This is a genomic window from Dellaglioa sp. CoH-56-MRSF-13, from assembly GCF_056782095.1.
Genome location: NZ_JBXAYC010000001.1, coordinates 360,963 through 387,910 on the forward strand (window position 1 = coordinate 360,963; position 26,948 = coordinate 387,910).

General features: G+C 35.0%; 27 protein-coding genes and 1 riboswitch. Of the genes, 23 read left to right on the top strand and 4 right to left on the bottom strand.

Translation table 11 applies throughout. The features are described 5' to 3' along the window. The first annotated feature begins 210 nt into the window (after positions 1-210). The 4 genes from AC1RP1_RS01665 (at position 211) to AC1RP1_RS01680 (ending at position 4,123) form a co-directional block, all read left to right on the top strand. Positions 211-1,089, top strand: coding sequence for an RluA family pseudouridine synthase (locus AC1RP1_RS01665; RefSeq protein WP_481762396.1), 879 nt, complete (start codon positions 211-213; stop codon positions 1,087-1,089). Between the two features lie 124 nt (positions 1,090-1,213). Further along, positions 1,214-2,479, top strand: coding sequence for a UDP-N-acetylglucosamine 1-carboxyvinyltransferase (locus AC1RP1_RS01670; RefSeq protein ID WP_481760867.1), 1,266 nt, complete (start codon positions 1,214-1,216; stop codon positions 2,477-2,479). Between the two features lie 8 nt (positions 2,480-2,487). Continuing rightward, on the top strand, positions 2,488-3,753 hold the full coding sequence (rho, locus tag AC1RP1_RS01675; protein ID WP_409021602.1) for a transcription termination factor Rho: 1,266 nt from the start codon (positions 2,488-2,490) through the stop codon (positions 3,751-3,753). Positions 3,754-3,859: 106 nt separating this feature from the next. Next, positions 3,860-4,123: a type B 50S ribosomal protein L31 gene (locus AC1RP1_RS01680; RefSeq protein WP_409021601.1), complete on the top strand. Its 264-nt coding sequence runs from the start codon at positions 3,860-3,862 to the stop codon at positions 4,121-4,123. 85 nt (positions 4,124-4,208) lie between these two features. On the opposite strand, the gene AC1RP1_RS01685 is transcribed toward AC1RP1_RS01680, so the two are convergent. Continuing rightward, positions 4,209-5,444, bottom strand: a complete 1,236-nt coding sequence (locus AC1RP1_RS01685; RefSeq protein ID WP_481760866.1) for a multidrug efflux MFS transporter — start codon at positions 5,442-5,444, stop codon at positions 4,209-4,211. A gap of 107 nt (positions 5,445-5,551) precedes the next feature. Here AC1RP1_RS01685 and AC1RP1_RS01690 point away from each other — a divergent pair, with 107 nt between their 5' ends. Beyond that, positions 5,552-6,262: a class A sortase gene (locus AC1RP1_RS01690; protein WP_481760865.1), complete on the top strand. Its 711-nt coding sequence runs from the start codon at positions 5,552-5,554 to the stop codon at positions 6,260-6,262. Positions 6,263-6,302: 40 nt separating this feature from the next. Here AC1RP1_RS01690 and AC1RP1_RS01695 read toward each other — a convergent pair whose 3' ends face one another. Further along, positions 6,303-6,767 (bottom strand): low molecular weight protein-tyrosine-phosphatase, encoded by a 465-nt coding sequence (locus tag AC1RP1_RS01695; protein WP_481760864.1) that lies wholly within the window; start codon positions 6,765-6,767, stop codon positions 6,303-6,305. 189 nt (positions 6,768-6,956) lie between these two features. Here AC1RP1_RS01695 and AC1RP1_RS01700 point away from each other — a divergent pair, with 189 nt between their 5' ends. From AC1RP1_RS01700 to AC1RP1_RS01750, 11 genes are all read left to right on the top strand, one after another. Next, entirely contained in the window at positions 6,957-7,514 is a 558-nt protein-coding gene (locus AC1RP1_RS01700) for a LemA family protein (protein ID WP_409021597.1), read from the top strand. An 18-nt stretch (positions 7,515-7,532) separates the two neighbouring features. After that, a complete protein-coding gene (htpX, locus tag AC1RP1_RS01705) occupies positions 7,533-8,426 on the top strand; it encodes a zinc metalloprotease HtpX (protein ID WP_409021596.1) in 894 nt (297 codons plus the stop codon). 28 nt (positions 8,427-8,454) lie between these two features. Then, positions 8,455-9,243: a hypothetical protein gene (locus tag AC1RP1_RS01710; RefSeq protein ID WP_481760863.1), complete on the top strand. Its 789-nt coding sequence runs from the start codon at positions 8,455-8,457 to the stop codon at positions 9,241-9,243. 94 nt (positions 9,244-9,337) lie between these two features. After that, entirely contained in the window at positions 9,338-10,411 is a 1,074-nt protein-coding gene (locus AC1RP1_RS01715; protein ID WP_481760862.1) for a D-alanine--D-alanine ligase family protein, read from the top strand. Positions 10,412-10,445: 34 nt separating this feature from the next. Further along, complete coding sequence (locus tag AC1RP1_RS01720; RefSeq protein WP_481760861.1) at positions 10,446-11,822, top strand: UDP-N-acetylmuramoyl-tripeptide--D-alanyl-D-alanine ligase; 1,377 nt, start codon at positions 10,446-10,448, stop codon at positions 11,820-11,822. 162 nt (positions 11,823-11,984) lie between these two features. After that, positions 11,985-13,595: a degradosome RNA helicase CshA gene (gene cshA / locus AC1RP1_RS01725; protein ID WP_481760860.1), complete on the top strand. Its 1,611-nt coding sequence runs from the start codon at positions 11,985-11,987 to the stop codon at positions 13,593-13,595. A gap of 161 nt (positions 13,596-13,756) precedes the next feature. Beyond that, on the top strand, positions 13,757-14,125 hold the full coding sequence (gene acpS, locus AC1RP1_RS01730; protein WP_481760859.1) for a holo-ACP synthase: 369 nt from the start codon (positions 13,757-13,759) through the stop codon (positions 14,123-14,125). Positions 14,126-14,127: 2 nt separating this feature from the next. After that, positions 14,128-15,249 carry an alanine racemase gene (gene alr, locus AC1RP1_RS01735; protein ID WP_481760858.1) on the top strand — a complete coding sequence of 374 codons (1,122 nt, stop codon included), beginning with the start codon at positions 14,128-14,130 and terminating at the stop codon, positions 15,247-15,249. A gap of 65 nt (positions 15,250-15,314) precedes the next feature. Then, positions 15,315-15,548, top strand: coding sequence for a hypothetical protein (locus AC1RP1_RS01740; RefSeq protein ID WP_481760857.1), 234 nt, complete (start codon positions 15,315-15,317; stop codon positions 15,546-15,548). A 14-nt stretch (positions 15,549-15,562) separates the two neighbouring features. Continuing rightward, positions 15,563-15,934, top strand: coding sequence for a type II toxin-antitoxin system PemK/MazF family toxin (locus tag AC1RP1_RS01745; protein ID WP_409021588.1), 372 nt, complete (start codon positions 15,563-15,565; stop codon positions 15,932-15,934). Between the two features lie 17 nt (positions 15,935-15,951). Next, positions 15,952-15,996, top strand: a riboswitch (PreQ1 riboswitch). Positions 15,997-16,005: 9 nt separating this feature from the next. Next, complete coding sequence (locus tag AC1RP1_RS01750; protein WP_481760856.1) at positions 16,006-16,506, top strand: QueT transporter family protein; 501 nt, start codon at positions 16,006-16,008, stop codon at positions 16,504-16,506. A gap of 32 nt (positions 16,507-16,538) precedes the next feature. Here the strand turns inward: AC1RP1_RS01750 and cbpA are convergent, their stop codons facing one another. Next, positions 16,539-17,174 carry a cyclic di-AMP binding protein CbpA gene (gene cbpA / locus AC1RP1_RS01755; RefSeq protein WP_409021586.1) on the bottom strand — a complete coding sequence of 212 codons (636 nt, stop codon included), beginning with the start codon at positions 17,172-17,174 and terminating at the stop codon, positions 16,539-16,541. Positions 17,175-17,322: 148 nt separating this feature from the next. Continuing rightward, positions 17,323-18,285: an L-lactate dehydrogenase gene (locus tag AC1RP1_RS01760; protein WP_409021585.1), complete on the bottom strand. Its 963-nt coding sequence runs from the start codon at positions 18,283-18,285 to the stop codon at positions 17,323-17,325. Between the two features lie 209 nt (positions 18,286-18,494). Between AC1RP1_RS01760 and pth the strand changes: the two genes are divergently transcribed. From pth to tilS, 7 genes are all read left to right on the top strand, one after another. After that, on the top strand, positions 18,495-19,058 hold the full coding sequence (gene pth, locus AC1RP1_RS01765; RefSeq protein ID WP_409021584.1) for an aminoacyl-tRNA hydrolase: 564 nt from the start codon (positions 18,495-18,497) through the stop codon (positions 19,056-19,058). Positions 19,059-19,094: 36 nt separating this feature from the next. Then, positions 19,095-22,616 (top strand): transcription-repair coupling factor, encoded by a 3,522-nt coding sequence (gene mfd / locus AC1RP1_RS01770; protein ID WP_481760855.1) that lies wholly within the window; start codon positions 19,095-19,097, stop codon positions 22,614-22,616. 21 nt (positions 22,617-22,637) lie between these two features. Continuing rightward, the gene (locus tag AC1RP1_RS01775; protein ID WP_481760854.1) at positions 22,638-24,206 is read left to right on the top strand and encodes a putative polysaccharide biosynthesis protein; all 1,569 of its coding nucleotides are present in this window, start codon (positions 22,638-22,640) and stop codon (positions 24,204-24,206) included. Between the two features lie 17 nt (positions 24,207-24,223). Continuing rightward, complete coding sequence (locus tag AC1RP1_RS01780) at positions 24,224-24,490, top strand: RNA-binding S4 domain-containing protein (RefSeq protein ID WP_481760853.1); 267 nt, start codon at positions 24,224-24,226, stop codon at positions 24,488-24,490. A gap of 44 nt (positions 24,491-24,534) precedes the next feature. Continuing rightward, entirely contained in the window at positions 24,535-24,921 is a 387-nt protein-coding gene (locus AC1RP1_RS01785; protein WP_481760852.1) for an FtsB family cell division protein, read from the top strand. Between the two features lie 99 nt (positions 24,922-25,020). Next, complete coding sequence (locus AC1RP1_RS01790; protein ID WP_481760851.1) at positions 25,021-25,500, top strand: S1 domain-containing RNA-binding protein; 480 nt, start codon at positions 25,021-25,023, stop codon at positions 25,498-25,500. A gap of 76 nt (positions 25,501-25,576) precedes the next feature. Beyond that, positions 25,577-26,944 (top strand): tRNA lysidine(34) synthetase TilS, encoded by a 1,368-nt coding sequence (gene tilS, locus AC1RP1_RS01795; protein ID WP_481760850.1) that lies wholly within the window; start codon positions 25,577-25,579, stop codon positions 26,942-26,944. Positions 26,945-26,948 lie beyond the last annotated feature (4 nt).

Sequence of the window (26,948 nt, forward strand, 5' to 3'; positions counted from 1 at the left end):
GTATACTCTATATTATAGAGAACTAACAAGAGATATTCGTGGGGGATTTCTTTTGAAGCATTAAACAGTATCGAATTGGGCAAACATTTATTTATTACAAAATAAAAAAAGACGATTATAATTTAACGATTATAATCGCCTTTTTTTATAGGCTACCAAGTGTGATAAGATAGAGAATAAACGTTATGACGAGAAATGAAGGATAATGACATGCAATTTACGCTAACAAACAATGGTGAAGGCACAATTAGTTTAAAAAAATTTTTAATTGAGGTTGGCGTTAGTAAACGATTAATCGCCAGAATTAAACAAGGCGAGGGACAAGTTCGAGTTAACAAAAAGAATGAATATTGGGATTATCAACTGATTGATGGTGATGAAGTTATTTTGACGTTGCCAGAAGAACCAGATAACGATGCCATACATGCAAGTGATGAACCATTAAATATCGTCTTTGAAGATGAAAACTGGTTAGTAGTCGATAAGCCAGCTGGTATGGTAACCGTGCCAGGCCCATCTAATGAAGATACAACATTGGTTAACCGTGTTAAAGGCCATTTGATTGCAACTCATTCAAGTAGTTTCGTGCCACATGTTATTACGCGTTTAGACCGTTTTACAAGTGGACTTGTTTTATTAGCTAAGCATGGATTTGCACATAGTTTGATTGCTGCTCAATTAAGTAATGGTCAGTTAGAAAAATCATACTTAGCAATTGTTGCAGGTGACGTTAAAAGTGATCAAGGAGATATTAAAGAACCAATTGGTAAAAAGGAAGGCGAAATTCGTCGTTCTGTTATGGCTGAAGGAAAAGCCTCAGAAACAACTTATAAAGTTGTAACGAGATTTCCAGACTACACATTAGTTGATGTGAAGTTAGTTACGGGCCGAACACATCAAATTCGTGTACATTTTGATTTTATTCATCATGCTTTGGTTGGGGATGCGTTATATGATGGCCCGATGGACAAAGGTATTGATAGACAGGCATTACATGCTGCTAAATTAAGCTTTGAAGATCCATTTACGGGTAAAAAATTAGCTTTTGAATCAGAACTCCCAGCTGATATGGCTCAATTATTAAAATAGTATCAGGCAAGATTGTATATTTGGATAAAGTGGCGAATATCTATTGTATTTCGTGAACTTTTTCTTTATTATTAATATAGTTATAATCAATTTGTGAAAGCACTTTTAAGTGAGGAAATAATAAATGAAAAAGATGATTATTAGAGGCGGTAAAAAACTGTCTGGCGAAGTAATAATCGGTGGTGCTAAGAATAGTACTGTTGCATTGATTCCTGCAGCTATTCTTGCGGATACACCTGTGCATTTTGACAGTGTCCCCGATATTTTAGATGTACATAATTTAATGAAAATTTTAGATCAAATGAATGTTAAGTCTGAATTTAACGCTGGTAACTTAATGGTAGATCCTACGATGATTAAGGATGAACCTTTACCTGGTGGTGCCATTAAAAGTTTAAGAGCTTCTTATTACTTTATGGGTGCCTTATTAGGTCGGTTCGGTCGTGCAGTTGTTGGATTTCCTGGTGGTGATAATATTGGACCACGTCCGATTGATCAACACATCAAGGGATTTAAAGCTCTTGGCGCTGAAGTTATCGAAGAAGAAGACGCAGTGATTATTACGAGTGGCCCTGAAGGATTAAAGGGAGCCCGTATTTTTATGGACCTTGTTTCAGTGGGTGCAACAATTAACATTTTATTGGCTGCTGTCCGTGCAAAAGGAACCACAATCATTGAAAATGCTGCAAAAGAACCTGAAACCATTGATATTGCAACATTCTTGAATAATATGGGTGCTCATATTCGTGGTGCGGGGACTGGTGAAATCAGAATTCAAGGTGTTGATAGCTTAAAAGCTGTTAATACGCATACGATTATTCCAGATCGTATTGAAGCTGGTACTTATATCTCACTTGCTGCTGCAATGGGTGAGGGCGTTTTAATTAAGAATGTTATTACTGAACATTTAGATTCATTTTTAGCTAAACTTAGTGAAATGGGCGTTACTTTCCAAGTGAATGAAGATAGTATTTTTGTTCCTGGTGGCGATAAAATTATCCCAATTGAAGTGACAACTTCACCATATCCTGGGTTTGCAACTGACTTGCAACAACCAATTACTGCCGTTATGCTCAAGGCTACAGGTGAGAGTCGTATTATTGATACACTTTATCCTGAACGGATTAAGCACATTCCAGAAATGCAACGAATGGGTGTTAAGATTGAATCAAAAGATGGCATTATTCGAATCAATCAATCAACTGAATTAACAGGCCAAACTGTTTATGCAGATGAAATTCGTGCAGGTGCTGCATTACTTGAAGTTGCTTTAATGACTAATGGTACGACTGTCATTGAGAAAGCCGATAATATTTTACGTGGTTATGATTGCGTTGTACAAAAAATGACAAATTTATCTGCTGATGTAGAAATTATTGATGAAGATTAGGTGATTAAATGAGCGACTTCTTAACGATGGGTGAATTAAAAGACAAGACGCTTAAAGAAATTTATGGCTATGCCCAAGAATATAAAATACAATATTATAGCCAAATGAATAAAAAAGAATTGTCTTTGGCAATTCTAAGGGCTCAAGCAAAACAACAAGGATTCATTTTGATGGAAGGTGTCTTAGACATTGTTCCCAATCAGGATGGATTCGGTTTTTTGCGTCCAATTAACTACGGCCCATCACAAGAGGACATTTATATTTCTGCCTCACAAATTAAGCGATTTAATTTAAGAAATGGGGATTTAGTCGGAGGTAAAGCACGACCACCAAAGCCTAATGAACGTTATTATGGGTTAATGCACGTTGATACAGTTAATGGTAAAAATCCAGAAGAAGCAAAGGAACGTCCACATTTTCCTGCACTGACGCCCTTATATCCTAATCGACAATTAACTTTAGAAACAACTAGTCAAAATCTTTCAACGAGATTAACTGATTTATTTGCTCCTATTGGATTTGGTCAACGTGGTTTAATCGTGGCACCACCTAAAGCTGGGAAAACAACTTTACTTAAAGAGATTGCTCAAGGAATCGCAGAAAATCATCCCGATGTAAAATTAATCGTACTATTAATTGATGAACGACCTGAAGAAGTGACTGATTTAGAACGATCAATTAAAGGTGATGTTGTATCGTCAACATTCGATCAACAACCAGAGAACCATGCGCGTGTTTCTGAACTTGTTTTAGAACGTGCAATGCGATTAGTTGAAGATAAGCAAGATGTTGTTATTTTAATGGATTCAGTTACTCGCTTGGCTAGAGCGTATAATTTAACGATTCCGCCAAGCGGACGGACGTTATCAGGTGGGATTGATCCAGCAGCATTTTATCGACCTAAAAAATTCTTTGGTGCTGCACGTAATATTGAAGAAGGTGGAAGCCTGACAATATTAGGAACTGCTTTGGTTGATACGGGTAGCCGAATGGATGATGTGATTTATGAAGAGTTCAAAGGAACCGGTAATATGGAATTACAACTCTCAAGAGAGCTTGCTGAACGCCGTATCTTCCCTGCTGTCGATTTAAAAAAATCAAGTACACGTAAAGAAGAATTATTATTATCTAAGCAAACAATTGAAGAACTATGGCAGATTCGAAAGATGATGACAGGCGATTCACTAGGTGCTACGGAACGTGTTATCCAAAAAATGAAGAAAACAAAAAATAATGCTGAATTTTTAAAAGAGTTAACAAAAACAAGTAAATAAAATTTAATTGTAAAACGAGTTAATTCGTGATAAGATTGTGCATGTTGTAATATAAAGAATAACTCTAATTCAGCAGATGGATTAGGGCAAAGGAGAATACTTACTTATGAAAAAAGAAATCCATCCAGATTACCATGAAGTTGTATTTATGGATACTACTTCAGGTTACAAATTTATCTCAGGTTCAACAAAACATTCAGAAGAAACAATTGAAATGGAAGATGGCAAATCATACCCATTGATTCGTGTCGAAATTTCATCGGATTCACATCCATTCTATACTGGACGTCAAAAATTCACTCAAGCCGATGGCCGTGTGGATCGTTTCAACAAGAAATATGGTCTTACAGACGCAAACGCTGCAAAATAAGAACTATTTCGAAAAGGAAGAAGCCAATAAGCTTCTTCCTTTTTTTATACAAAAAAATAGTAACGTTCAACTAGATTGAACGTTACTATTCAGCTTTTCGTGAATACATCCCTTTTGTGACGTAGAGAACCCAGATGAGATTAATACCAACTAAAATAGCGGTAGAAATAAAGACACCTTTGTAATCGAATACGCCAGAAACGGTAGAGCCAATCATAGGACCAACGACTGATCCCATGGCTTGGAATGATTGATTGTAACTGAACACTCGACCTGTGAATTCTGCCGGTGTATTTTTTGTTAGAATTGTTTGAACTGCAGGTAACATTGCGGCATCCGTAATCCCAATTAAGAAACGTAAGCCGCCAAGTTGCCAAACATTAGTCACTAATGCCATTGGAATAAAAATGAAAATTGCGACAGTAAGTGCAATTTTTAAAATACGTTCTGTTCCAATTTTATCGCCTAGTACTCCTAAGCGAGGCGCAGCAATTAGCGTTGCTATTCCTGGAATAGAAGCCACACACCCACTGATAAAGGTAACATTTCCAACGTTATGTAAGAGTTCTCGAACGTATAAGCTTAGAATAGGACTAATGGAATAATTTGATGCTTGAATGATTAAGGTAGTGACAAACATCCCGATAATTAATTTAGGATGATGTAATTTCTTGAAGATTTCTTTTGACGTTTGCATTTCACCTTTTTCAACAGGCGTAAAATGTTCATGTACAAAGAAATAACTAAGTAAGAAAACAATTAGCAAAATCGCAGCAGTAATGAAGAAGGTAATACGATAGCCGAAGACCCCAGCTATTGCGCCACCGATTAGTGGTCCAAATAAAGTACCAGTAACACTACCGGTAACTAAAATACCGAGTGCTTTACCACTTTGCCGCTTGGGTGTCTCTGTTGCAATCAGTGCCTGTGAGTTACTAATATAACCAGAAAAGACACCTTGTAATAAACGTAACGCAATTAATTGGTAAACGTTACTGACAAGCCCCATCAGGCCTAAAACAATGGCCATTCCGAATGAAGCTCTTAAAATCATTAATTTACGACCTTTTCGATCAGCTAAACGACCCCATAGTGGGGAAACAATGGCGGTAATTAAAAATGTAGATGAATAGGTAATGCCGCTATAAAAATTTAATTCGGTTTTGGTGAAGTCACCTAACGTATCAATATAAAGTGACATAAATGGCATAATTAAACTAAATGCCACGCCAGCCATGAACGTACCAAACCATAAAACAAATAAATTTTGTTCCCAAGGTTGTCTAGAACGAAAAAATGTTGATTTTAGTGAAGTCAACAAATTAAACAGTCCCCCTAAAGATATTTTTTGATAATTATAATCATAACACTAAACAAGGATAAAAGTTATATGGTAAAATAGTTGTTAAGCGAAAGTGGGGGTTATTAATGGAAAAAAATAAAGCAGCTAAAAAAAGTCGTTGGAAAAAATGGCTAACAACTATATTATTAATACTATTGTTATTGGTGGGGCTTTCGCTAGTATTCAATGAACAAATTAAAAACTTTATTGTTGGACTAACAGACCCAACCATTAATTCAGAATTAGTCGATAAAAATAAAAATAAAAAAGCATCCTTTGATTTTAGTGAAGTTAAGAGTTTGAATACGGCAGATGTCGTGAAAGCAAAAGCAAATGAAAAAAATTTGGTTTTACTTGGAGAAATTAGTATTCCGGATGTCTCAATGAACTTGCCGATTGCTAAAGGCGTTAGCACTGATACCTTGGCACTTGCTGCTGGAACTTTAAAGGAAAACCAAAAAATGGGCGAGGGTAATTATGCACTTGCTGGACATCATATGATTCGAAAGGATTTATTGTTTAGTCCATTAGTTAGCATGAAAATTGGCCAAAAAATCTATTTAACAGATGCTAAAAAGATTTATGAGTATGAAACATCTAAAATGAAATATATCAAAGCAACAGACGTTCAAGTTATTGATGATGTACCCGGAGAAAAATTAGTCACATTAATTACTTGTGATGATACGGGTGCCGGACGTTTGATGGTCCAAGGTGAGTATGTTAAAGATTGGACATACAATGCTGCACCAAAAACAGTTCAAAAGTATTTTAAAATGATTCATAATAATAAATAATAAAAATGACCACAAATTTTAAAATTTGTGGTCATTTTTATTATTTAATTTGTGCTTTAATATAATCAATCCAGTAAGGCATTCCAAGACTAATTAAGTTATAAGTTTCGTCAAAGTCACCAGTAATCCATGGATCAGGAACAGATTCTTTTTCTTTACCGGGAACAATTGAAAGGAAGTTAACGATTTTTTCTTTTTTAGATGCAGGTGCAGCTTTTTCAAGACGCTCAACATTGATATCATCCATTGCAATAATTAAATCACTATTAATGAAATCTAAGTAACTAACCGGACGTGAGATTAAGCCATCTGTTGGAATCTGATGTTCAACAAGTTTAGTAATAGTCCCTTCATGGGCGCCATTTCCTTCTTGTGAAGAACTTGTGCCAGCAGAATCAACAGTTACTTGGTCAGAAAGGTTTAACTTAGCTAAATCGTCTCGTAACATTGCTTCAGCCATTGGTGATCGGCAAATATTTCCCATACATACAAATAATACATTCATGTTAATAATCCCCTTTACAAATTTCTTAATAATGCTATTATGCCATAATAATCACATTATTAAAACTAGTTAGATAAATTGGTGTAACCGTTAGCTTAATTGCTTTCTAAAAGGGTCTAACTTTGGTATGATAATTAAGAATAGAAACTAAAATAAGACACTTTATATTTAAAGAGGAGACTGAAAATTATGGCAATGATTATTATCGGAGTTATCGTAGTACTTTTAGTTATTATGTACATTAGCGGCTACAATGGTTTAGTAAAAGCAAAAATCCGGACTGAGGAATCATGGAGTCAAATTGACGTCCAATTAAAACGTCGTAATGATTTAATTCCTAACTTAGTTTCAACTGTTAAGGGATATGCAACTCACGAAAAAGAAACATTTGCTAAAGTAGTTGAATTACGTAATCAATTAACACAAGTACCAACGGATGCACATGAAACAACAATGGAAGTTTCTAATCAATTGAGTCAATCATTGAAAAGTATTTTTGCGTTATCTGAAAGTTACCCAGATTTAAAAGCTAACACAGAATTCACTAAGTTAATGGAAGAACTATCAAATACAGAAAATAAAATTTCTTATTCACGTCAACTATTTAACTCAACTGCTGCAAGTTTAAATGCAAAAATTCAATCATTTCCAAGTAACATTGTTGCCGGAATTCATCATTTTACAAAAGTAGAATATCTTGAAGTCCCTGAAGCTGAAAAAGCTGTACCCAACGTTTCATTTGATTAAACAGTTAGGAGATAACTAATGCTATATGATCAAATCGCGCGAAATAAGCGCAAAACAGTTTATGTTTTAATTGGTTTTGTTTTATTGATGGTTGCGATTGGTAGTGCCGTTGGCTATGTTTTTTTCAATAGTGCTGTTTCTGGACTACTTATGGCTGTTGTCATTGCAGTTGTTTATATGGGATTGATGATTTCACAATCAACTAGCGTTGTCATGAGTATGAATCATGCAACTGAAATAAAATCAGTCGATGATGCACCTGAATTATGGCATGTTGTTGAAGATATGGCGATTGTGGGCCAAGTTCCAATGCCAAAAGTGTTTATTATTGAAGATGATAGTCCTAATGCGTTTGCAACGGGAAATAATCCAGAACACGCGGCAGTTGCTGCAACAAGTGGCTTAATCAATCGATTAAATCGTGAAGAATTAGAAGGCGTTATGGCGCATGAAATTTCGCATGTACGCAACTACGATATTCGATTATCAACAATTGCATTAGCATTATCGGCAGCAATTTCATTATTAGTAAATATTGGAATGAACTCATTTTGGTGGGGCGGAGGTCGCCGTCGAAGTGATGATCGAGAAGGTGGCGGATCATTAGAAATTATTTTGATGATTTTATCATTATTATTGGTTATTTTAGGACCAATTGCAGCAACAATTGCTCAGCTTGCACTTTCTCGAAACAGAGAATATTTGGCTGATGCTTCTGCTGTTGAATTAACGCGTAATCCGCAAGGACTAATCCATGCGTTGGAAAAAATTTCTGATAGTAAACCAATGGAACGTGCCGATCCAAGTAGTGCGGCACTTTATATTTCAAATCCATTGAAGAAAAAAACAACTGGATTATTTCAAACACATCCACCGATGGAAGATAGAATTGAAAGATTAGAAGCAATGTAAACTATTTTATAAAATGGGGATGATAGTGGTGAGAGACAATTTAGTCTACGTTCATGTTGAAACGGTTTCTCATTTGATTTTATCATATGGGATTTCCAAAGAAGATTTCATAACAAGCATTCCCAGATTACCAACTAATATTTTATCGTTAAACCCAGTGGATTATGAAAATGAAATTGACATCGCAACAGGATTTAACACGGTAACCGGGGAAGAAGATACTGCACGTTATTTGAATAAAAAGACTGTTGGGTTAAAGCAAAGTTGGATTGATTTCGATAGTCAAGATGATTTAGAATTAATAACACCAAGAGAAGTAGCAGAATTCTTATATTTGGGACATGCATTTTCTCATATTCAATCACCTTTTTACTATAAATTGCAGAATGACTACGTTTTTTTAACGTTACCAAATGATGCATTAAAAATCTACTATCGTTATTTAACGCAATTTTATAATGTTTTTTCTAAATCAATTATTAGACATGCGAATCAATCGTATCGTGAAAAAAATGGTCTGTTTAGACGACGTCCTATGACGTTGAAAAAGATACCTAAAAAAATTGTTGAAGAATTAATGCCATTATTTGTTGAAGGTGTAATATTAGATTTTTCAAGGATCACAATTAATAATACGAAGTTAATATTACCTGTCTATATTATGATAGATAACGTTTCTCAGATGAAGTGGCATGAGCCAACATTGGAGACAGAAAGTGCCAAGTTAGTTGCTAATTTGGAGTATCGATTTGTAGATCAAGAATGGTTTATCGAAGTTTCTAACAAATCTGCTTTTGAAGACAGTATTATATTCTAAAAAGATAACGTATTATTATGTTATCTTTTTTTATTTTTGTTGAATTTAAAAAGAATGGTACAATAGGACGTGCAAAAAATGGAGGGCAATACGAATGCGAGTTTATTTACTCTATGGTGGTAAAAGTGCAGAACATGAGATCTCACTTTCAACTGCTTTTCAAATAACACAAGCGATATATTACCAATACTATTCGGTAATTCCAGTTTATATTACGAAAACGGGGAATTGGCTGCAAGGTCAGACGCTTAACGAACCAGTTAAATTTGTTGATAATTTAAGACTTAGAGAAACAGATGAAAAAGGACAAGCAACGAATAATCATGAAAATTCAACTGGAATAAAATTTTTGCCAAATGGATTTGACCCTGAAGATAGTGTGGTTTTTCCTGTCTTACATGGCCCAAATGGTGAAGATGGAACTGTCCAAGGACTACTTGAAACGTTGAATATCCCCTATGTTGGTAACAGTGTACTAGCATCGGCTGTCGGTAATGATAAAATAATGAGTAAATTACTCTTTAAACAAGCCGGAATTCCGGTTGTACCATTCCAAGCGATTGACTCACAGTCTTGGGAAAATAACACTGCAAGTGTGATTGCCAGATGTGAGGGCGAATTACTTTATCCAATGTATGTGAAACCATCTAATTTGGGTTCAGGAATCGGTGTTACACAGGTGAATAATAGTGTTGAATTACAATATGCAATTGATAATGCTTTTGAACTTGGTCCTCGAGTGATTGTAGAACGAGGCATTGTAGCACGTGAAATTGAAATTGGATTATTAGGTAACGAAGAAATCGCAACAAGTGTACCAGGAGAAATTTTGTCGTTTGATGACGTCTATGATCGTAAACTTGCAATGAAGGAAGATCACGAAGCCAGAATTCCAGTTGAACTCGATGAGGAATTATTGGATAAGATAGTTGGTTTTTCTAAAACAGCTTTTGCGGTTATTGATGGATCAGGGCTTGCTAGGTGTGATTTTTTAATTAGCGCTAACCAAGATATTTATTTAAATGAGATTACAACAATGCCAGGATTTTATAAAAATGCAATGTATCCAAGATTGTGGGAAGCCGTTGGGCTGAGTTACAGTGATTTAATTGAAGAATTATTACAATTAGCATTGAAAAAAAATCAGGCAAATAATAGTAAACAATAGATTTAATGGTCATATGAATGCGAGGGTTTATATAATGAAAATGCAATTAACTGAAATTGCGAGCGCAGTTAGCGCCAAGAACGAAATTACTGATGAACCAATTAATATATCGAGTGTTTCATTTGATAGTCGACAACTAACGGAAGGCAGTTTATTTGTACCTATTGTGGCAGAAAATGACGGTCATGATTATATCCAAAGTGCGATTGATAATGGTGCAACAGCGACTTTATGGGCAGTTGACCATCAAGATACAATGCCAACGAAAATCCCAGCTATCTTAGTAGATGACACATTAATGGCTTACCAAGATTTAGCAAAACATTACTTGGATAAAATTAATCCTAAAGTTGTCGCAGTTACTGGTAGTAACGGTAAAACGACAACTAAAGATATGATTACAGAAATTTTAAGTCAGCAATATAATGTTTGTAAAACGGAAGCGAATTTCAATAATCATTTAGGCGTACCGATGACTTTATTAAGTATAGAACCTAATACGGAAGTTGTTGTTGTCGAAATGGGGATGGATCATCCTGGTGAGTTAGACTTTTTAAGTCGAATTGCACAACCTGATGTCGCTGTTATTACGATGATTGGCGAAGCACATATCGAATTTTTTGGTACGCGAGATAAAATTGCGGATGCAAAAATGGAAATTGTGAATGGGCTGAAAGAAGACGGCTTGTTGGTTTATAATGCAGATGAACCGTTATTAAGAGAACGTGTTTCCAATATTGAACAGCAATCATTTGGCTTCGGTCATGGTGAAAGTGCTGACTTGAGTGTTTCAAATGTTGTCGGCAATCAAACAATGACTAGCTTTAAAGTGAGAGAAATGGCTGATTTTAATTTTACAATTCCAATGATTGGCACATATAACGTAGATAATGCGATGGCTGCTATCTCAGTTGGTCGTCATTATCGTGTGTCACCTAAAAATATTGTAAAGGCGCTTAGTGATTTTGATTTAACGAAGAATCGGACAGAGTGGCTTAGAGGTCATTTGGGCGAGTCAATTTTAAGTGATGTCTATAATTCAAATCCGACAGCTGCAAAAGCTGTTATCAAAGCATTCTCAAACAGCGATGTTGAAGGTAATCGAATGGTTGTTTTGGGTGATATGCTTGAATTAGGTGAGCAATCTAGCGATATGCATCTCAGCTTGGCTGATAGTTTTGATAATGAAAAAATTCAAAGCGTTTATCTTTACGGAGAACAAATAAAATCTTTAGCAACAGCATTAAAATCAAAGTATGATGATCAACATCTTCATTATTATGATTTAGATGAAAAAGAAGCTATGGTTGAAGATTTATTAAAAATACGTACTGAAAAAGATTCTATTTTGATTAAAGGAAGCCATGGCGTTCATTTAGAAACCGTTTTATCGGCTTTACAAAGTAATTAGAGAGTTGCTTAATATTATTTAAGGTGCTATTATAGTTTAAATAGTGACTCATGAAGGGTCAGACTTAAATTAATTTAACTTTACAAGACAGTAATTGACGACGAACTCTTAACTGTGTTGTGAAGCATGTTAGTTTGCAAACACATTAGGAGGAATTTATACTTGAAATTTACAGAATTAGGACTATCCGATGAACTACTAAAGGCCGTTCAACGCAGCGGTTTTGAAGAAGCAACACCTATCCAATCTGAAACAATTCCAATGGCTTTAGAAGGAAAAGATGTTATTGGACAAGCACAAACAGGTACTGGTAAAACTGCTGCATTTGGTTTACCAATCTTAGATACAATTGATACAACAAAAGATGAAGTTCAAGCACTTATCATCTCACCAACACGTGAACTTGCTATTCAAACGCAAGAAGAACTTTACCGTTTAGGTAAAGAAAAACATGCTAAAGTTCAAGTTGTTTATGGTGGGTCTGATATTCGTCGTCAAATCAAGAGTCTTAATCGCGCACCTCAAATTTTAGTTGGAACACCAGGACGTTTATTAGATCATATTCGTCGTCGCACCGTTAAATTAGGTAATGTTAAAACTTTGGTTTTAGATGAAGCTGATGAAATGTTAGATATGGGATTCGTTGAAGATATCGAAAGCATCTTAACAACTGTTCCTGACGAACGTCAAACATTGTTATTCTCTGCAACAATGCCAACTGCTATTCGCCGTATTGGTGAAAGATTTATGACAGATCCAACTTTGGTAACTGTTAAGGCAAAAGAATTAACAACTGACTTAGTTGATCAATTCTACGTAATCTCAAAAGATTTCGAAAAATTTGATATCATGACACGTATGTATGATGCTCAAAACCCAACACAAACAATCGTGTTTGGTCGTACAAAACGTCGTGTTGACGAATTAGCTAAAGGATTTGAAATGCGCGGATACAACGCTAAAGGAATCCATGGTGATTTATCACAACAACGTCGTATGAGTATTTTACGTGAATTTAAATCAGGTAAACTTGATATTTTAGTTGCAACTGATGTTGCTGCTCGTGGTTTAGATATTTCTGGGGTTACCCATGTCTTTAACTATGATATTCCTCAAGATCCTGAAAGTTATGTCCATCGTATTGGCCGTACAGGCCGTGCCGGACATAAAGGAACTTCATTGACATTTGTTTCACCAAATGAAATGGATTACTTACGTCAAATCGAAAAATTAACTAAGAAACGTATGGTGGCTTTAACACCACCTACAGATGATGAAGCATTTGCTGGTCAAATTGAAACAGCAATCGCTGACGTTACTGCCTTAGTTAACAAAACTGATACTAAAAAATATGCAAAACAAGCTACTGAATTAATGGCTAAGTTTGAAGTTGCTGATTTAGTTGCAGCATTACTTAGTGATGTTATTAAAAATGATTCATCACAAGTACCTGTTAAGATTACACCAGAACGCCCATTACCTAGACGTAAGGGGGGTGGCGGTGGTGGCGGAAACAACCGTCGTAGCGGCAATGGCGGTGGAAATCGTCGTGGTGGCAACGGTGGTGGTTACCAAGGCAACCGTAATGGTGGCGGAAACCGTAGTAACGGTGGAAGTTCAGATCGTCGTAACGGAAGTAGCGATCGCCGTAGCAATGGTAATGGTGGCGGAGGTTACAAAGGTAACCGCTCAAGCGATAATCGTTCAAATGACAACCGTTCAAACGGAAGTAGCGCACCAAAACGTAACTTCACAATCAGAACAAAAGATTAATTTGAATATTGAAAAGAGACCTATTAATTTAGGTCTCTTTTTTTGTTTAAAATTGCTATTCTTACAATATTGATAGGTAAAATATAAACGATTTTAGTGCAGAAAATGAATAAATTTGATAAACTTAACAAGGATATCAATGAAAAGAAATAGGTGATAATATGATTTATGGAATTGGTGTTGATATTGCCGATATTGATCGAGTAGTAAAGTTGGCAAAACAACATGAAGAATTTATAACAAAGATTCTCACAACAAATGAAATTAAACAATTTGATGAATTAAAAGGTAGTCATAAAGACGAATTTATTGCTGGAAGATTTTCCGCCAAAGAGGCATACAGTAAGGCTTTTGGAACGGGAATAGGGGATAAAGTTGGCTTTTTAGATGTTGAAATATTAAATAATGAAATTGGTAAACCGATAATTACGCAGCACCCTTTTGAGGGTAATGGCTTTATTTCAATTTCTCATACGAACAATTTAGTTATGACTGAAGTTATTTTAGAAAATCAAGAAAAGGGGATGTAAAAATGGTTGTAGGTTATCATCGTCCAACCCAAATCGTGGTAGATAGGGCAGCTATTAAGGCAAATATCACAGCTGAAAAAAAGACATTAACAGATGAGACGGTTATTTTTGCTGTTGTTAAAGCTGATGCGTATGGTCATGGATTGATTGAAGTAGCTAAAGTTGCAAAAGATGCTGGTGTAAAAGGTTTTTGTGTGGCAATAATTGATGAGGCATTAGCGTTACGAGAAGCCGGGTTTGTTGAAACTATCTTGATTCTGGGATTAACGAAAGTTGAATATGCACCGTTACTGGCAAAAAGCAAAATATCTGTAACTGTTTCAGAACTTGGCTGGTTACAAGAAGCTAATAAGTTACTGAGTGAAGAAAAATTAGCGCCTTTGGCCGTTCATTTAGCATTGGATACAGGAATGGGTCGTATTGGTTTTAGAGAAGCAGAACCGTTTTTAGAGGCAATTAATTTCCTTGGAAGTCATCAAAATACATTAAACTTTGAAGGGGTTTTTACTCACTTTGCGACAGCAGACTCTCCTAATGATTCGTATTTTAAAAAACAAATGTCAAAATTTAATGAATTGATGTCAGTAGTTTCTGATAGACCTCGTTATGTACACGTTTCTAATTCTGCAACGAGCTTATGGCACTCTGCTTGCAACGGTAATATGATTCGGATGGGCATTTCAATGTATGGTTTAAATCCATCTGGTGGTGAATTAGAACTACCTTATGCGTTAAAACCAGCATTTGGATTAACATCTGAATTAAGTTATGTGAAAGAAATCCATGCAGGTGATTCAGTTGGTTACGGTATTACATATCAAGCTCAAGAAAATGAATGGGTTGGTACAGTACCAATTGGGTATGCAGATGGTATGCCCCGAAAGATGCAAGGCTTTAAACTATTAGTCGACGGTCAATTTTGCGAAATAATTGGTCGAGTTTGCATGGATCAATTAATGATTAGATTGCCACATGAAATGCCAAATGATACAAAAGTAACTCTAATAGGCCAAGATGGCGATGAAATGATTACAGCACAGGATGTTGCAACGTACGCTGAAACAATTCATTATGAAATAATCTGTGCACTTTCAGGACGAGTACCACATGTCTACCTAAATTAGTATTTATTTGCTTAGTTTGCTATGGTAAACTATCTGTAGAGTGTAATTCTATGGGGGAAGTGCAGATGGATAAAAATGAGAAAGTAGCAATGAGTCATATAGCCGATTACTGTGCATATTATTCGATTACCAATGAAGCGTTGAAGGATAGCGAAATATTTAACTCTATTTTAAGTCATAAAAAAATGATGGATGAGTTAATTGATGGCTACTCAGAAATGGGACAATTGAATAGTGAAATCTGTAATGATTTTAAAGGATCTGAAGATGAAGTGTTATTGCACCTTCAAATTATGTAGAGAGTTGGGATAAGATGGTTGAAAGTATCATACGTGGTGATATATTCTATGCAGATTTATCGCCCGTTATTGGTTCTGAACAAGGCGGTATGAGACCTGTTCTCATTATCCAAAACAATATTGGGAATCGTTATAGTCCGACAGTCATCGTTGCCGCCATTACGGCGCGCATCCAGAAGCCTAAAATGCCAACACATGTTGGACTTTTAGCAAGTAGAGATGGTATTGAAAAAGATTCAGTTATACTAATGGAGCAAATTCGCACAATTGATAAGCAACGTCTAAAAGATCGTATCACGCATGTATCGAAAAAAAGTATGCTTGAGGTTGATGATGCGCTTAGAATGAGTGTTGGACTTGTTTCAGCAATACATAAAGAAAAATAAACAGTAAAAAGACATAAAAAAACGTGGTTCGTAACCATCCCACGCTAAAAAACTAAGGGAGTCTATTAATAATGACAAAAAATAATCGTGTAAACCAGGTAATCATTAATGGTTTAATCGCTGCACTTTATATCGTATTGGCAGTTGTTCCAGGAATGGTGAACATGGCTAGTGGTGCTATTCAATTTCGACTATCAGAAGGATTGAATCACTTAGTACTTTTCAATAAGAAATATATCTGGGGTGTTTCATTAGGGGTTATCTTATTTAATCTCTTTTACAGCAGTCCGTTAGATGTTCTTTTTGGGGGCGTACAAACAATCATGGGTCTTTTAATTGTGATTTTTGTTAGTCCTAAGTTTAAGAAAATGTGGCAAAAAATGCTTTTAAATATTATGGTTTTCTCATTTACCATGTTTTTAATCGCTATTATGTTGAACATTACAGCGAGCTTACCGTTCTGGCCTACTTACGGTACAACAGCATTATCTGAATTTGTAATAATGACAATTACAGCACCAATAATGCTCGTTTTAGATCGTGCTATTCACTTTGATAAAAGAATGCATTAAAAAAACAGACCCGAAAGGGTCTGTTTTTTTGTCTAACTACGTAAATCTTCAATTTCAGAAACAATAAATTCTTTACGTCCTAAGTTATCAACAATTTTATCAACTTTTTCTTGGTTTACACCAGCTGGTAATGTGAATAATGTTCGGCGTAATAATTCGCCTTCTTTAACATCTAAAGTCATACAACTAGCAATTGATGAATATTTTGTAATGATTTTAGCCATATCAACTAAATCACCACGTTCGCCAGCTGAAATAACAGTTAAGACATAACTACCAACATCAAAATTCCATGATTGAGACAACATATCTAGAAGACGTGTATGTGTTAAAATACCCTCAAAATAGTTGTTTTCATTTAAAACAGCAATATAAGGTAAGTCTTTAATTGAAAAGAAAACGTTGAAGAAAGCTGAATCAGATGAAATAAACTTAGTCGCATTTTTAAGAAGATAAGTAACAGGAAGTGACATATCGCCACCCTGTGATTTATGACGATAAATATGCATTTTATAAATATTACCACGGAAAATTTGACCCGTTTCATCTAAGATTGGCACACAACGGAATCCAGAATTTTCTAGGACCGTAAGTGCTTCTTCAAGTGTGACACTTTCACGGACGGTTGTTAGTTCTTTTAATGGTTTAACTAAAGTATTTAATAACATATAGGCGCCTCCAAATATTAAATTTTTCTCATTTACATTTTTATAATACCATAAAAAAAGCTTTTTAACAGTAATTTGACTATTAAAATTGTATTAAAAAAGGAACGGAAGAATGTCTTCCGTTCCTTTTTTGGAAAATAATTAAAAATTATTCACCTAATGCTTTAAGACCATCATTTAATACTTGTTTCAAAGTAGCAGCTGAATCAGTCATACGTTTAGATTCAACATCACTTAAAGGTACTTCGATGATTTGTGCAAGACCTTGGCCATTAACAACACCTGGTGTACCGATATAAATATCGTTCAAACCATATTGTCCGTCCATGTATGCACTAACAGGTAATACGGCATTTTCGTCACGCAAAATTGCTTTTGAAAGACGAGCTAATGCTGTACCAATACCGTAGAATGTTGCGCCTTTTTTGTTGATAATTTCGTAAGCTTTGTTACGAACGTCATCTTCAATTTTAGCAAGTTGGTCATCAGAAATGTTGTTAGCTTTTGCCCAATCTAAGAATGGAAGACCACCAACAGTTGCAGCTGAGTAAGCAGCAAATTCTGTATCGCCATGTTCGCCCATCATGTAAGCATGGATTGAACGAGGATCTGTAATGTCAGTTAATTTGCTTAAAGCAACACGTAAACGTGAAGTATCAAGTGAAGTACCTGAACCAATAACACGATCTTTAGGGAAACCAGAGAATTTCATTGTTGCGTAAGTTAAAATATCAACTGGGTTAGCAGCAACTAAGAAAATACCTTTAAATCCAGATTCAACGATTGGAGATACGATACTTTTCAAGATGTTTAAGTTTTTGTTTACAAGGTCAAGGCGTGTTTCACCTGGTTTTTGTGGAGCACCAGCAGTGATAACGACAAGATCTGCATCTTCACAGTCAGAGTATTCTGCTGAGTAGATACGTTTAGGAAATGCGAATGGTGTTGCATCTTCTAAATCTAAAGCATCTCCGACAGTGCGATCTTTCGCAACATCGATGATACCGAATTCTTCGCCGACACCTTGGAGTGTCATTGCGAATGCGTAACTAGAACCTACGGCGCCATCGCCGACTAAGATAACTTTTTGATGATTTTCTGTTTTTGTCAAAATAATTCATCCTTTCAGAGCTATAATTATTACTGAATAATTATAACATGTTTGTTTGTGAAAAAACATACTAGATGAGAGAGTTCTTTCACAAAATTTTCATAAATCGAGTATGGTATAATAGTTGAAAGAAAAGAATAGGGTCGAAATGCTGGGTAAGTTGAATAAACTTGCCCAGATGTTTGCGTTTATTTAAAGGAGAAATTAAAATGAAAATGATAGTCGGTTTAGGAAATATTGGGCAAAAGTATGATGGAACAAGACACAATGTCGGATTCGCTACAGTAGATGTATTTGCAAAACAACATAATGCCGATTTTGGATCTAGCAAGTATGAAGCGCAAGTGGCATCGTTTAATTTAAATGGTGAAAAAATTGTCTTAGTTAAACCATCTACTTATATGAATGATTCAGGTCGAGCTGTTAGACCGTTGATGGATTTCTATAAAATTGATGTTTCAGACATCCTTATTGTGAACGATGATCTTGATTTAGAAGTTGGTCGGATTCGATTACGTCAAAAAGGATCAGCAGGCGGACATAATGGTTTGAAAAGCATTATCGCACATACAGGAACACAGGAATTTAAACGTATTAAAATTGGTATTGACCATCCAGACAAAGTTTCTGTCGTAGATTGGGTATTAACGAAATTTTCTAAAAACCAAGAAAAAGACTTAGGTGATGCAATCAATACAGCAACTTTAGCAATTGAGGATTGGTTGGAAACAGATGATTTTATGAATACGATGAACAAGTATAACCATAAATAAGAAAAAGCTGTTTAGAAAAGGGTAAAGGGTAGAATAATGAATTTAGAAGCAATGATGCAGACTGTTCCTGGTGTAGATAACTGGCTAACAAATATTGAACCTAATACAAGACAATTGTTAACTGGACTAACGGGTTCAGCTAAAACATTGATGTTAGCTACTATTTTTAAAGATAAAAAAAAATCTATGTTGGTTGTGACAGATAATTTATTTCATGCAACACAATTAAATGAAGATTTAACTAACTTTATTAATGAAGAAGATGTGCTTACATTCCCAGTTGAAGAATTATTAGCTGCAGAACTGGCAACAAGTTCACCAGAATCTAAAAGTGAACGTGTCCAAACGCTTCAGGCTCTATTAGAAGGAACACCAAAGATTGTTGTAACATCAATCTCGGGGTTACGACGTTTTCTAGCACCTGTTTCAACGTGGAAACAAGCAACATTAAACTTAGCTGTTGGAAAAGATATTGATTTGAAAGCCACGGAAACTCAACTCTTTACGATGGGCTATCAACGTCAAAAGTTGGTTGAACGTCCTGGGGATTTTGCTGTACGTGGTTCTATCTTGGATATTTACCCATTGACCGTAGAAAACCCAATTAGACTAGATTTATTTGATACGGAAATAGATTCATTACGTTATTTTGATGTGACTAATCAACGAAGCTTAGAGAATGTGGACCAGATTCAAATTATACCCGCGACAGATTTTATTGCGACTGACGCTATGCTATTGGAAGCTAGTCAAACATTAAAAAAAGCGTATGGTGTTGAATATAAGCGATTAGATAATGATGATCAAGAGCGATTAGAATCAAATATTATGCCGCTTATGAGTGATTTTGAAAAAGGACGCTTAGCTCCGGAACATTTATTATTTAGCGATATTATTTATCAAGGTAAAACAAGTCTGTTAGATTACTTGGGTAGCAATGGTTTAATTGTAATGGACGATTATCCGAGATTATTAGAAGCTGAAAAGACGCTTAAACTAGATGAAGATAACTGGATGGCAGATAAGTTAAAAACACATCAAGTTTTGTCTACAAGTGTTTTTGGATTTGAATTACGAGATTTATTGAAAAATGAATCGCATGCTGAATTATTTCTGGCTCATTTTCAAAAAGGAATGGGTCACCTCAAATTTAATCAATTGATTGATGTACCAGGACATGCCATGCAACAATTTTTTAGCCAAATGCCATTACTTAAAACAGAAATGGATCGTTGGTTAAAAAAGAAACAGACTATTATTGTTATGGTTCAAGATAAAGAGCGACTTGATAAAGTCTCACAAACCTTGGATGATTTTGAGATTCCTTCTATCATGACGACTTTGGATAGCCTACAGTTAGGAAAAGTTCAGGTAGTAGAAGGTAACTTACAAGCTGGATTTGAATTGCCAATGGCAAACTTAGTTGTTGTGACAGAACATGAAATGTTTAACAAAGTCACTAAAAAACGTCCAAAACGCCAAACATTAGCGAATGCAGAACGCCTTAAAAGTTATCAAGATTTGAAACCAGGAGACTATGTGGTCCATGTTAATCATGGTATTGGACAGTTTATTGGAATGGAAACATTAGAAGTCGATGGTAAACATCAAGATTATATGACAATTTCTTATCGGGATGAAGCTAAATTATTTATTCCAGTAACCCAATTAAACATGGTTCAAAAGTATGTTTCTTCTGAATCTAAGTCACCTAGAATTAACAAATTGGGTGGTACTGAATGGACCAAAACGAAAAATAAAGTTGCTGCTAAAATTGAAGATATTGCTGATGATTTAGTTGCATTGTATGCTGAACGTGAAGCAGAAGTTGGATTTCAATTTTCAAAGGACAACGATTATCAGATGGAATTTGAAAATGCATTTCCATACTCTGAAACTGAAGATCAAATTAGAAGTTCAAATGAAATTAAGCACGATATGGAACAAAAGAAACCAATGGATCGTTTATTGATTGGTGATGTAGGTTTTGGGAAAACAGAAGTCGCGTTACGTGCCGCTTTTAAAGCCATTCAAGATAATAAACAGGTTGCTTTATTAGTGCCTACAACGGTGTTAGCGCAACAACATTACGAAACAATGATTAATCGATTCGAAGGATTTCCAGTTGAAATTGGGATTTTATCTCGTTTTAGAACAAAGAAACAACTTAAAGAAACAACTGATAAAATGGCTAGTGGTGCATTAGATATTGTCGTTGGGACACATCGAATTTTATCGAAAGATATTCAATTTGCTGATTTAGGATTGTTAATTGTTGATGAAGAGCAACGGTTTGGTGTGAAACATAAAGAACGACTCAAAGAGTTTAAGTCACAAGTGGACGTCTTAACGTTAACGGCAACGCCAATCCCAAGGACACTTAATATGTCGATGCTTGGGGTTCGCGATTTATCAGTAATTGAAACGGCACCATTGAACCGTTACCCAATTCAAACTTATGTAATGGAACAAAATGGTGGAACTATTCGAGATGGAATACAACGTGAACTTCAACGTGGTGGACAAGTTTTTTATTTGCATAATCGAGTTGAAGATATTGAAAAAGTAGTTTCAGAAATTGAGATTATGGTTCCTGAAGCTAGTGTCGCGTATATCCATGGTCAAATGACTGAAAATCAATTAGAAAATGTCTTGTATGATTTCATTCAAGGTGTCTATGATGTGTTGGTAACAACGACAATTATTGAAACGGGCGTAGATATTTCTAATGCTAATACATTATTTGTCGAAAATGCTGACCACATGGGATTGGCGCAACTTTACCAGTTACGTGGTCGTGTTGGTCGTAGTAGTCGAATTGCGTATGCCTACTTTATGTATAAACCTAATAAGGTTTTGACTGAAGTGAGCGAAAAACGCTTAGAAGCAATCAAAGACTTCACCGAATTGGGTTCTGGATTTAAAATTGCTATGCGAGATTTATCTATTCGTGGAGCAGGAAATCTATTGGGCCGACAACAACATGGTTTCATTGATTCTGTTGGATATGATTTATATACACAGATGTTGACAGAAGCTGTGAATAAAAAACAAGGTAAAAAAGCTGAGCCTAAATCAGATTCTGAAATTGACATTAATATTGAAGCTTATTTACCATCATCTTACATTGATGATCAGCGTCAAAAAATTGAAATTTATAAACGTATTCGACAGCTTGATAATTATGATCAATATTTGGAAGTACAAGGTGATTTAATTGATCGTTTCGGCGAATTTCCAACTGAAGTGAATAACTTAATGGAAATTGGCTTACTTAAATTATTTGCCGATAAGGCATTAGTTGATAAAATTAAAAAAGATAAAGACCAGTTAATTGTTTCTGTTTCAGAAAAAGGAACGACATTGCTGGGTACGGAAGCAATTTTCATGGCATTATCAGCAACAAAATTAAAAGCGTCATTAAAAACTCAGGGCAAACAAATGCGTGTGATTTTAGTGATTCAACCTAAGATGACTGAGACTGACTGGTTGATTGAATTACAAAACTTTATTCAAGCGTTAAGCGAATCCGTTGGGTCAGTGACTGCAGCTAACTAATAAAAAAGGAATCGAAATGATATGGGAAATAAGCAACTTAGACATTTAATGCGTGGTGCAATGATTCTATCGATTGCCTCACTAATTGCCAAGATTTTGAGTGCCATTTACCGAGTGCCATTCCAAAATTTAGTCGGAGATACGGGCTTCTATATTTATCAGCAAGTTTATCCTATTTATGGGATAGGGATGACTTTTGCTTTGACTGGATTTCCCGTCTACATTAGTAAGTTAATTGCTGAAGAGCCTTCGAAAGAAGATAAAATAAAATTGTCTCATGATATATTTATTGTTTTAAGTATATTTAGTTTAGTTATCTTTTCTGGCTTACAATTAGGAGCTTCATGGATTGCGACAGCTATGGGTGATGGACAGTTAGCAGGCTTAATTAAAAGTGTTTCATTTATGTTCTTATTTTTACCTGTTTTAGCAGTGGGACGTGGTTATTATCAAGGTATTTTTGAAATGAACAAAACTGCTGTCTCCCAAGTTGTTGAACAACTATTACGTGTTGGACTCATTATTTTAGCGGCATACATTGCGGTTGAAAATAATATGTCATTATATTCGATGGGAGCATGGGCAATGTTTGGGGCAACTATTGGTGCTATTGGCGCAAGTGTTTCTTTTATTCACTTTTACAGGGTTGAATTTAGGAAGACTAGGCTTCAAACAAACTGGCAAAGATTACTGATAACCTCTAAAAAATTATTTTCGGAGGGTCTTATCATCTGTCTATTTGCAGCAATGATGGTGCTATTACAATTAGTTGATTCATTCACAGTGAAAAACGGATTAGTGCACTTTGGTTATTCAAATAATATTGCAAAATCGTTAAAAGGAGTCTATGACCGTGCACAGCCTTTAGTACAACTTGGACTAGTTATTTCTGTTGGGTTCTCTTCGATGTTATTGCCATCTCTGGCTTCGGCCCGTCGTGAAAACCGAAAAAAGGATTTTCAACGATATGCTGGGATGTTAGTGCACATAACGGTGGCGTTATCGATGGCGGCAACCATCGGACTGATTGCTGTTATGCCACTTGTTAACCAATCTTTATTTGGGGATCAACTTCAAAATGGTACATTATCGGTTTATATGTTTAGTATTTTCTTAGCAGCAGTTATTGGAACATACAACAGCGTCCTACAGAGTCTGGGATTGTATCGTACGTCAGTCATTGCTTTGATTATCGGATTGTTACTTAAAATGAGTATTAATTTTTACCTAGTTTCTATATTAGGAACAGTTGGAGCAAGTATTGCGACAATCTTAAGTTTATTACTTGTATTAATTGCCATGTGGGTTATGTCACCCAGTGAGATTAGACAGTTACTAATTGATCCCAAATTTATGATGAAATTAACTTTAATTTGTGTAATTATGGGAATTGTGGTTTATTTATTAGATAATCAGTTAATTAATTGGACGAATGACAAGCGATTGTTGAGTGGCATTATAGCGCTCGTTTCTGGATCTATTGGTGCTGGAATATTTGGTGGTTTAGCAGTTAAATGGGAATTATTTTCGATTCGAGAATGGCTAAGCTTTCCATTTGGAAAACGTATTTTAAAAAAATTTATAAGATAAATAAAGGGGATTAACTAATGAGATTAGATAAATTTTTAAAAGTGTCACGTATTATTAAACGTCGTACAGTTGCAAAAGAAATTGCAGATAAGGGTCGAATTATGATTAATGATAAAATGGCAAAATCTTCAACAGATGTTGTTGTTGGGGATGAGTTAACAATCCAATTTGGTAATAAAACGCTGACTGTTCGAGTTATGGCGCTTAAAGAAACAACGAAAAAAGCAGAATCAATTGATTTATATGAAGTTGTTTCTGAAGTTTATACAGAAGAAAGTCGATAATTATCGATTTTTAATTGGAGTCCTTTATTGGGTTAGGAGACAAGATGGCCGATAATAAATCGAAAATTAAATTTTTAGATAATGATTTTATGAAAGCTAATAAAACAGAAAGAAAAAAAGATCAACGATTGGTAACTATTCACCGCCGCCGTATGATTGGATTAGGAGCTGTTTTAATAATTATAATCATTTTCTTTAGCGTACAGTTAATTTCAACCAAGCTTAAGGTTGCACATTATAAGCAAGAAACAGCAGTTGAACAAACGAAATTAAAAAAAGCTAAAGCAAATCAAAAAGATCTTAAATTTCAAATTAAACAATTAAATGATAACGATTATTTATTAAAATTAATTCGTGAAAAATATTATTTCTCTAAAAAAGGTGAAACTGTCTATAGTTTTCCTAGTGATAAAGCAAATTTAAAAAACTAATCAATCAGGGATAGAATTACCCGTGATTTAACTTTGTATCAAGGTTTATAGCGTGGTATACTAGTATGGTATATATATCTAAGGAGGAACAACTTTTTTATGTCTATTGAAGTCGGAGAGAAAGTTTCAGGTAAAGTTTCAGGAATTACAAATTTCGGTGCATTTATTGATTTGGGTGACAGAAAAACAGGATTAGTACATATTAGTGAAGTTTCTGATGGATTCATCAAAGATATTCATGATGCACTAACTGTTGGGGATGAAGTCACAGTTAAAGTTTTATCCATTGGCGACGATGGTAAGATAAGTTTATCAATACGAAAAGCTGTTGATAAGCCTCAAGTAACAGAAACAAAATCTCGTCCACAGAAAACATTTAATAAAGATACTCGCGCATCGACTGGTTCTCGTCCATCAAATGGTGGTAAGAATCGCTATCAGACTAAAAAAGTTGAACCTCAAAAAGATGACTTCGATTCATTGTTGTCAGGCTTTTTGAAAGATAGTGAAGATCGGTTAGTTTCATTAAAGAGAAGTACTGAAGGTAAGCGCGGTGGCCGTGGTGGCCGACGTAATTAATAACGAATTTTAAAGATGAGTGGTTGAAATGAAAATTTTAAACCACTCTTTTTTTAATGAAAAAAGGAGAAAAGTTTTGCTGAATACAAGATTTGAGGCTCAATATCGGCTACTTGGTAGTCCTGAAAAAATTCTGGTTGCTGTTTCAACAGGTGTTGATTCAATGGTCCTCATGGATTTGTTGCAACGATTACCAGATGAAATCCGGCCTGAGATAGGCGTTGCCTACATTGACCATCAATTAAGAGAGCAGAGCCGTATTGAAACTGAGTTCATCGAAAAGTATTGTCTAGATCATCAATTTAAATTATATAAAAAAGTTTGGCCAGTACATGAACATGGATTAAATGGTATTGAAAATGCAGCGCGCAAAATGAGATATGATTTTTTTGAGCAAATAATGGTATCAGAAACTTATGCAACGTTAATGACAGCGCATCAAGCAGATGACCAGCTCGAAACACTTGTTATGAAAGGAATTCGTGGCGGAGATATCAGACAGTTAACGGGTATCAGTCAAACTAGATCATTTGGACCAGGGATGTTAGTTAGACCGTTACTTTTGTTCACAAAACAGGCTATTCGGCAGTACGCAAAGCATGAAAACATTGTTTTTTTTGAAGATGAAACGAATCAATTAAGTGATTTTTTTAGAAATCGAGTTAGAAAAGAAATTATACCGAAAATGCTTGAAAATAATAAACAAGTAATTAAGCATGCACAAAGTTATGCAGATCAGTTAACGAACCTATTAGATTTAGCAGATGAAGCAATTAGTGAAAAAATAAAAGAAATCAAATATGCTTCAGGATTTAAAATAAAAATGTGGACCACGTTGGAAACAAGGTGGCAAAAGCCGATATTGAAAAAAATCGCTGAAGAACATGGTGTTTTCTTAAAAGAAGACCAAATACAGCAAATTAGCCAGTTACTGCTGAATGAAAAAAAACCACAGGGTGAACTTAATTTAGGTGATGATCAATTATTTGTTAAAAAATATGAGTACATGGATTTCATTCAAAAAGAGAAAATAATTGAAAGTACTTCTGAAAAAATAATACTCGGTATGAATTCATGGGTTAATTTAAATAATAATGAAAAAATTGGCGTATTTAAAGCTGAAGAGATTAATCTAGATGAAGTAACTATAAAAGATTATATGATGGTTGATCACTCTATTGTTGAAGAGGGGCTTAGCTTGAGACATCGGTTGCCAGGCGATTATATCGACATAGGAAATAGTGCAAAACAAAAAATAAAAAAAATATTTATTGATCAAAAAATAAGTAGTAATGACCGTAATCAGGCTTGGGTATTAGAAACTAATACTAAGCGAATCATTTGGTTAATAAATTATAAAAAATCTCAATTGTCAGACACCGTTGAAACTGATAAAATACAAGACATAATCGTTTTAAAAAAACAAGGTCAGGGAAGAGGCTAAAGTG

Bases quoted from the DNA above. Each gene is read 5' to 3' on its own strand.
- AC1RP1_RS01665 (WP_481762396.1), top strand. From the start codon at position 211: ATGCAATTTACGCTAACAAACAATGGTGAAGGCACAATTAGTTTAAAA.
- AC1RP1_RS01670 (WP_481760867.1), top strand. From the start codon at position 1,214: ATGAAAAAGATGATTATTAGAGGCGGTAAAAAACTGTCTGGCGAAGTA.
- rho (WP_409021602.1), top strand. From the start codon at position 2,488: ATGAGCGACTTCTTAACGATGGGTGAATTAAAAGACAAGACGCTTAAA.
- AC1RP1_RS01680 (WP_409021601.1), top strand. From the start codon at position 3,860: ATGAAAAAAGAAATCCATCCAGATTACCATGAAGTTGTATTTATGGAT.
- AC1RP1_RS01690 (WP_481760865.1), top strand. From the start codon at position 5,552: ATGGAAAAAAATAAAGCAGCTAAAAAAAGTCGTTGGAAAAAATGGCTA.
- AC1RP1_RS01695 (WP_481760864.1), bottom strand. From the start codon at position 6,767: ATGAATGTATTATTTGTATGTATGGGAAATATTTGCCGATCACCAATG.
- AC1RP1_RS01700 (WP_409021597.1), top strand. From the start codon at position 6,957: ATGGCAATGATTATTATCGGAGTTATCGTAGTACTTTTAGTTATTATG.
- htpX (WP_409021596.1), top strand. From the start codon at position 7,533: ATGCTATATGATCAAATCGCGCGAAATAAGCGCAAAACAGTTTATGTT.
- AC1RP1_RS01715 (WP_481760862.1), top strand. From the start codon at position 9,338: ATGCGAGTTTATTTACTCTATGGTGGTAAAAGTGCAGAACATGAGATC.
- AC1RP1_RS01720 (WP_481760861.1), top strand. From the start codon at position 10,446: ATGAAAATGCAATTAACTGAAATTGCGAGCGCAGTTAGCGCCAAGAAC.
- acpS (WP_481760859.1), top strand. From the start codon at position 13,757: ATGATTTATGGAATTGGTGTTGATATTGCCGATATTGATCGAGTAGTA.
- alr (WP_481760858.1), top strand. From the start codon at position 14,128: ATGGTTGTAGGTTATCATCGTCCAACCCAAATCGTGGTAGATAGGGCA.
- AC1RP1_RS01740 (WP_481760857.1), top strand. From the start codon at position 15,315: ATGGATAAAAATGAGAAAGTAGCAATGAGTCATATAGCCGATTACTGT.
- AC1RP1_RS01745 (WP_409021588.1), top strand. From the start codon at position 15,563: ATGGTTGAAAGTATCATACGTGGTGATATATTCTATGCAGATTTATCG.
- AC1RP1_RS01750 (WP_481760856.1), top strand. From the start codon at position 16,006: ATGACAAAAAATAATCGTGTAAACCAGGTAATCATTAATGGTTTAATC.
- cbpA (WP_409021586.1), bottom strand. From the start codon at position 17,174: ATGTTATTAAATACTTTAGTTAAACCATTAAAAGAACTAACAACCGTC.
- pth (WP_409021584.1), top strand. From the start codon at position 18,495: ATGAAAATGATAGTCGGTTTAGGAAATATTGGGCAAAAGTATGATGGA.
- mfd (WP_481760855.1), top strand. From the start codon at position 19,095: ATGAATTTAGAAGCAATGATGCAGACTGTTCCTGGTGTAGATAACTGG.
- AC1RP1_RS01775 (WP_481760854.1), top strand. From the start codon at position 22,638: ATGGGAAATAAGCAACTTAGACATTTAATGCGTGGTGCAATGATTCTA.
- AC1RP1_RS01780 (WP_481760853.1), top strand. From the start codon at position 24,224: ATGAGATTAGATAAATTTTTAAAAGTGTCACGTATTATTAAACGTCGT.
- AC1RP1_RS01785 (WP_481760852.1), top strand. From the start codon at position 24,535: ATGGCCGATAATAAATCGAAAATTAAATTTTTAGATAATGATTTTATG.
- AC1RP1_RS01790 (WP_481760851.1), top strand. From the start codon at position 25,021: ATGTCTATTGAAGTCGGAGAGAAAGTTTCAGGTAAAGTTTCAGGAATT.